The 6,739-nt window shown below is 39.7% G+C and carries 6 protein-coding genes; all 6 read left to right on the top strand.

The features are described from left to right. Window positions 1-931 precede the first annotated feature (931 nt). The 6 genes from rpmH (at window position 932) to mnmG (ending at window position 6,727) form a co-directional block, all read left to right on the top strand. Window positions 932-1,066 (top strand): 50S ribosomal protein L34, encoded by a 135-nt coding sequence (rpmH, locus tag NYE63_RS28495; protein ID WP_034316183.1) that lies wholly within the window; start codon window positions 932-934, stop codon window positions 1,064-1,066. An 80-nt stretch (window positions 1,067-1,146) separates the two neighbouring features. After that, window positions 1,147-1,503: a ribonuclease P protein component gene (rnpA, locus tag NYE63_RS28490; protein WP_063234313.1), complete on the top strand. Its 357-nt coding sequence runs from the start codon at window positions 1,147-1,149 to the stop codon at window positions 1,501-1,503. Between the two features lie 177 nt (window positions 1,504-1,680). Then, complete coding sequence (gene spoIIIJ, locus NYE63_RS28485) at window positions 1,681-2,469, top strand: YidC family membrane integrase SpoIIIJ (RefSeq protein ID WP_098370328.1); 789 nt, start codon at window positions 1,681-1,683, stop codon at window positions 2,467-2,469. Beyond that, window positions 2,466-3,086: an RNA-binding cell elongation regulator Jag/EloR gene (gene jag, locus NYE63_RS28480; protein WP_342603679.1), complete on the top strand. Its 621-nt coding sequence runs from the start codon at window positions 2,466-2,468 to the stop codon at window positions 3,084-3,086. Before spoIIIJ ends, jag begins: the two co-directional genes overlap by 4 nt. Before the next feature lie 347 nt (window positions 3,087-3,433). Continuing rightward, the gene (mnmE, locus tag NYE63_RS28475) at window positions 3,434-4,819 is read left to right on the top strand and encodes a tRNA uridine-5-carboxymethylaminomethyl(34) synthesis GTPase MnmE (RefSeq protein WP_207438730.1); all 1,386 of its coding nucleotides are present in this window, start codon (window positions 3,434-3,436) and stop codon (window positions 4,817-4,819) included. A gap of 21 nt (window positions 4,820-4,840) precedes the next feature. Beyond that, window positions 4,841-6,727 (top strand): tRNA uridine-5-carboxymethylaminomethyl(34) synthesis enzyme MnmG, encoded by a 1,887-nt coding sequence (gene mnmG, locus NYE63_RS28470; protein WP_305159981.1) that lies wholly within the window; start codon window positions 4,841-4,843, stop codon window positions 6,725-6,727. Window positions 6,728-6,739: the final 12 nt, after the last annotated feature.

Here is a 6,739-nt window from a genome sequence, read left to right as displayed (position 1 = left end):
ACTTATCCCTCCTTTGCAAAATATTTTTAATAATTGTATCTAAATGTATAGGCACAAATAAACTCATCGATTGCCGTCTTTATATTAATTTTGACAGCAAAGGTTCGGTGAGCTGTATAAGAGATTTTTGTGTTGTGTAATGTGAAGTGCCTAAAAACTATATCTTGCGCTGTACAACCTTTGTACAGACTACATCTGGTGAGCCAGTGCAGATTTGAATGTTTATTCATCAACAGGTATTTTAAGAAATATATAATAAAGAAGAAAAAAGGGTTTTCGACAATATCCACCATCTGTGGACAGATTAATATACACAGGTCGAATAAACTATCCACAAGTTATGCACAGTCTGTGGATAACCATTCCCTGTTGATAAAGTTATTCAGAGTGAAAACACAAATATAATATCAGAAAATCAGGCGTCTTGCAATGGGTTAGAAAACTTTATCCACAACTTACCGAGCTTGTGGGAAAAACTTTTCCACAGGCTATTGTTATGTGCAAAAGTCTATAAAATGGGTTGTGGATAGAAAAAAACATGTCGAATTTTATCCACAGATCATGATTATAGGCTCGAATTAATTTAATTTGAACCAAGTTGTTCAAGCTGTAAGACCTTCATGATACAGATCGAAAGATGATTCAGGTTCATTCTTATTATTTGTCGAATGTTGTGGCGATCAAGGGAGAATTCATTGCGAATCTCATAGTACCCATGGATAAAATGATGGAAATTTCCCTTTCCCCAAAAATTTCTATATCAGTTCGGGGCAAAATCATTTACAATAGGCTAGGTAGTAAAAAAAGGCCTACTGGACATTGAGCATTAAAAAAGAAATATTTTTATGGATGAGGTTGACAAGTAGAAACCTCCATCTATATAATTGTAAAGACTGTCTTTAACTGTTATTCCTCAGGGAGGTGTCATATAATGAAAAGAACTTATCAACCGAATAACCGCAAACATAGTAAAGTTCACGGTTTCCGTGCACGTATGAGCACGAAAAACGGACGTAGAGTAATCGCTGCACGTCGCCGCAAGGGCAGAAAAGTATTATCTGCATAGACCACTGAAAAGTCTCAGTGGTCTTTTTTCGCAAAATAAGGGATTTACTGAGACTCAATTCATGTAATGAAGGTGTAAAAATGAAAAAAAAGTTAAGGATTAAGAAAGAGGACGAATTTCAGCTTGTGTTTAAAAAAGGTGAGTCTTCTGCTAATCGGCAATTCGTTGTCTATGTCCTTGAAAAGCCGGGTCAGGATTATTTTCGGATCGGCCTTTCAGTCAGTAAAAAAATCGGGAACGCCGTTGTAAGGAACCAAATTAAAAGATACATACGGCAAGCGTTTTTGGAATTGAAAGAAGATATAGAAGAGGGTAAGGATTATATTGTGATTGCTCGAAAACCAGCGGCGGAAATGGACTTTTTCCAGGTGAAAAGCAGCTTGATCCATGTCCTGAAACGTTCTAAATCACTAAACTTTAAAATGAAAAAACAATAAAGTCCCCTTAATATATCGATTAAGCACTCCTCGGATCATGTGGTTACTGGAGAAAGGTGACATAGAAAATTCCGATTGTAACTGTGGAAAAATTGGATTACTTTTCCTTGAAATCTTCTAATAAACAGTTCACAATTGTTTCAAAAAAGATTGATTGCAGTTAGGAGGAAATTACGGTTGAAAAAACGAATATTACTCATTATTGGACTAGCCTCGATAATGATGTTGTTAGCAGGGTGTACGGAAATTAAAGAACCTATTACTGCGGAAAGTGAAGGTTTTTGGAATTCATACATTGTCTATCCATTATCAGCCCTGATCATTTGGCTTTCTGAAGCATTTGGCGAGAACTATGGTTTGGGAATCATCGGTGTTACACTAATCATTCGCTTAGCATTACTTCCATTAATGATCAAACAGGTGAAAAGCTCGAAAGCAATGCAGGCCATTCAGCCTGAAATGAAAGAACTTCAAGCAAAATACAGCTCAAAAGATGCTGCCACACAACAAAAACTACAGCAAGAAACAATGGCTCTATTTTCAAAATATAATGTGAATCCATTGGCGGGATGTTTGCCGATATTGGTGCAAATGCCGATTTTGATCGGATTTTACCATGCAATCAGCCGTACGGAAGAAATTGCTTTACATAGTTTTCTTTGGTTTGATTTAGGTTCCCCGGATCCTGTTTATGTTTTACCGGTCGTTGCAGGTATCACGACTTTTATTCAGCAAAAGATGTCCATGGCTGGAATGAACTCCAATCCACAAATGGCGGCACAAATGACGATGATGCTTTACATCATGCCAATCATGATTGTTGTTTTTGCTATTAATTTCCCCGCTGCTCTTTCTCTTTACTGGGTAGTTGGTAACCTTTTTGGTATCGTTCAAACATATTTCATCAAAGGTCCGGATCTTAGAAAAGCAGCTGCGGAAAACGCGGGAGGGGCAAAGAAAAAGTGAAAAAGGTAACTGCTACAGGACAATCTGTCGAAGAAGCAGTAAATTTAGCTTTAGCTCAACTGAACAGCACTAAAGATCGCGTGGAAATTGAAATAGAAGATGAGGGCAAAAAAGGATTTTTTGGTTTATTTGGTGCAAGGAAGGCCATTGTCCATGTGACATTGCCTGCAGATCCCATTGAAGAGACACTTGGGTTTTTGAAGAATGTTAGCGTGGAAATGGGAGTCAATGCACAAATTGATGTCACTCGTAAAGGTAAGAACGTAACATTCCATTTATCAGGTGATAAAATTGCATTAATGATTGGAAAAAGGGGTCAAACACTAAATTCACTTCAGTATTTAGCACAGCTGGTAGCAAATCGATATTCGAAGCAGTTTTTGAATATTACTGTAGATGCAGAAGATTATCGAAATCGCCGCAATGACACTTTAATCCAATTGGCTGAAAGAATGGCGAATAAAGCCATGAAAACAGGTAAAACTGTTTCACTGGAGCCGATGCCATCCTATGAACGTAAGGTCATCCATAATGCTCTCTTGGATTATCCGAAAATAAAAACAACTTCAAGTGGGACGGAGCCATATCGCCACTTGGTCATTACTCCACTTAAATGAACCTTCTGCTTTTAAGCAGGGGTTCTTTTTTTTAGGTCATGATATCGTTGTGTGTCGAATATCTTTTTACAAAGCATCGATTCAACAATAAGTGACATATTTCTTTTTATATTCTCTTGATTCGTAAAGGGAATGGAAGAAAGGGAAGCGGGCGATATTTGTTATTCACATGTGGATAAGTTAAAATGAATGTTACAGAATATGGATTAAACGCATGTGGATAACCCTTGGAAGGAAGGAGTATCTACTTTTTTTCATGAATATACTGTGGTATTGTAGTAATTTAGGGATTCGACGATTTTATTATCAGAAAAAAATAGAACCATCAATATATAAGAGGTGAAAGCATGGAATTCGATACAATCACCGCTATCTCTACTCCCTTAGGGGAAGGGGCAATCGCCATCGTTAGAATCAGCGGTGATGAGGCCATAGAAATAGCCGATAGGATCTTTAAAGGGCCAGGTGGAAAAGGGTTGCTGGAAGTGAAATCACATACGATTCATTATGGCCACCTTATTCAGCCTAAAACAGGTGAAATCATAGAGGAAGTCATGGTTTCGGTCATGATGGGTCCAAAGACATTTACAAGAGAAGATGTAGTTGAAATAAATTGTCACGGTGGTATCGTTTCGGTCAATCGGGTATTGCAGCTTATTCTCTCACAAGGTGCTCGTTTAGCGGAACCTGGCGAATTTACAAAGCGGGCTTTTTTGAACGGCAGGATCGATCTTTCTCAAGCTGAGGCCGTTATGGATTTAATCCGTGCTAAAACGGATAAAGCCATGAATGTTGCATTAGGTCAAATGGAAGGTCGGCTTTCGAAATTAATCCAAAATCTGCGTCAGGAAATTTTACAGACCCTCGCTCAAGTCGAGGTAAATATAGATTATCCGGAATATGATGATGTCGAAGAAATGACGCATCGTTTATTTTTGGAAAAGGGCAGTTATGTGAAGAATGAAATAGAGAAACTGCTTCACACGGCCCAACAGGGGAAGATACTTCGGGATGGGCTTGCGACCGTTATCATAGGGCGCCCTAATGTCGGAAAATCTTCTTTGCTTAACAGCTTAGTTCATGAAAATAAAGCGATCGTCACTGATATTCCAGGTACAACACGTGACGTAATTGAAGAGTATGTCAATGTTCGCGGTGTACCGCTTAAACTTGTCGATACAGCAGGAATTCGCGAAACGGAAGATATCGTTGAACGAATTGGAGTTGAACGGTCTCGTGCAGTATTAAAAGAGGCTGATTTAATATTGCTTGTATTGAACTATTCCGATGATTTCACTACTGAAGATGAGAAACTATTTCAAGCCGTTGAGGGAATGGATGTTATCGTTATCATCAATAAAACCGACCTTCCACAAAAAATCGATATGGTAAGGGTTAAGGAAAAGGCGGCATCCCATAAGATTGTTTCCACTTCATTATTGGAGGATCGAGGGGTCGATGAATTGGAAGAAGCCATCTCTTCTTTATTTTTCGAGGGTTCTTTAGAAACGGGAGACCTGACCTATGTTTCCAATGCCAGGCATATAGCTTTGCTGGGACAGGCATTACAGTCTATCGAAGACGCAATAGAAGCTATTGAAATGGGTACGCCGGTTGATTTGGTTCAAATCGATTTCACGAAAGCATGGGAGCTCCTTGGAGAAATCATTGGCGAAAGCGTTCAGGATAATTTAATCAACCAATTGTTCTCTCAATTTTGTTTAGGAAAATAAGCGTAAAAGGAGGAAAAGGATATGCAATACGAAGCAGGTAGCTATGATGTCATTGTTATTGGTGCCGGTCATGCTGGCAGTGAGGCAGGCCTTGCAGCTGCAAGAGTCGGAGCTAAAACATTGATGATCACCATTAACTTGGATATGGTCGCCTTTATGCCATGCAATCCGTCCGTTGGCGGGCCGGCAAAAGGGATAGTCGTTAGGGAAATTGACGCTTTAGGCGGTGAAATGGGAAAAAATATCGACAAGACCCATATTCAAATGAGGATGCTCAATACGGCTAAAGGTCCGGCTGTTCGTGCGTTGCGTGCGCAGGCAGATAAATTTCTCTATCAACAAGAAATGAAAAAGACGATAGAAGACCAAGAAAATTTGACATTGATTCAAGGAATGGTAGAGGAATTAATTGTTGAAAACGACGTATGTACGGGTGTCATCACTAAAACAGGCGCGGTGTACCGTGCGAAAACTGTCGTAATCACGACGGGAACATATTTACGCGGTGAAATCATTTTAGGGGAACTGAAATATTCAAGCGGCCCTAATAATCAGCAGCCTTCCATCAGGCTTTCTGAACATTTAGAGCAGTTAGGATTTGATTTGGTCCGTTTTAAAACAGGAACTCCACCACGTGTGAACAGTTCTTCAATAGATTACAGCAAAACGGAAATTCAGCCTGGCGATGAAGTGCCACGTGCATTTTCTTATGAAACAACAAAGTTCATAACGGATCAATTGCCATGCTGGTTAACGTACACGAATGAGGGGACACATCAGCTCATTGACGAGAATCTACACCGTTCACCAATGTATTCCGGAATGATAAAAGGAACTGGTCCGCGTTATTGTCCTTCGATAGAAGATAAAGTCGTCCGTTTTAATGATAAACCAAGGCATCAAATCTTCCTGGAACCTGAAGGCCGCAATACAAAGGAAGTTTATGTGCAAGGTTTATCCACCAGTCTGCCTGAAGATGTACAAGTGAAAATCCTGCAAACAATTCCAGGCCTTGAAAAGGCGGAAATGATGCGTGCTGGATATGCAATTGAATATGATGCTATCGTTCCTACACAGCTATGGCCTACACTTGAAACGAAGAAAATCAAAAATCTTTATACTGCTGGTCAAATTAACGGGACATCCGGCTACGAGGAAGCAGCAGGACAAGGATTGATGGCCGGTATTAATGCAGGATTGAATGCAATGGGGAAAGAAGAACTGATTTTAAGCCGTTCGGATGCCTATATTGGTGTTCTCATTGATGACCTTGTAACGAAAGGCACGAATGAACCATACCGTTTGCTGACTTCACGTGCAGAATACCGTTTATTATTGCGTCATGATAATGCCGATTTACGCTTAACGGAAATTGGATTCAATATCGGGATGATCAAAGAAGAACGCTACAATCGCTTCCTTATGAAAAAAGAAGCGGTTGAAATGGAAAAAGAACGACTAAAATCAAACTTCATCAAACCGACCAAAGAGGTACAAGAGGTCATTACTGCAAGTGGCGGCAGTGAGTTAAAGGATGGAATCCGTGCCTCCGATTTATTGAAACGGCCTGAAATGGATTATTCCCATATTCAGAAGTTGGCGCCAAGTGATGTCGAACTGAGCGATGAAGTGACGGAACAGGTCGAAATCCAGATCAAGTATGAAGGATATATCGAAAAATCCTTGCAGCAAGTCGATCGCCTGAAAAAAATGGAGAATAAAAAGATTCCAGAGAATATCGATTATGATGCTATTTCTGGTCTTGCAACGGAAGCACGTCAAAAATTAAAGCAGGTCCACCCGCTATCAGTAGCTCAGGCTTCAAGAATTTCCGGTGTGAATCCCGCTGATGTTTCCATTTTGCTTGTTTATTTGGAACAAGGTAAGATTGCCAGAGTATCTCAGTAATGGAAATACCCG

Origin of the sequence: Peribacillus sp. FSL E2-0159 (assembly GCF_038643155.1) — a bacterium.
GTDB lineage: Bacteria > Bacillota > Bacilli > Bacillales > DSM-1321 > Peribacillus > Peribacillus simplex.
The sequence above is the reverse complement of the archived record's forward strand: the minus strand, read 5'-3'. Positions and strand labels throughout refer to the sequence as shown.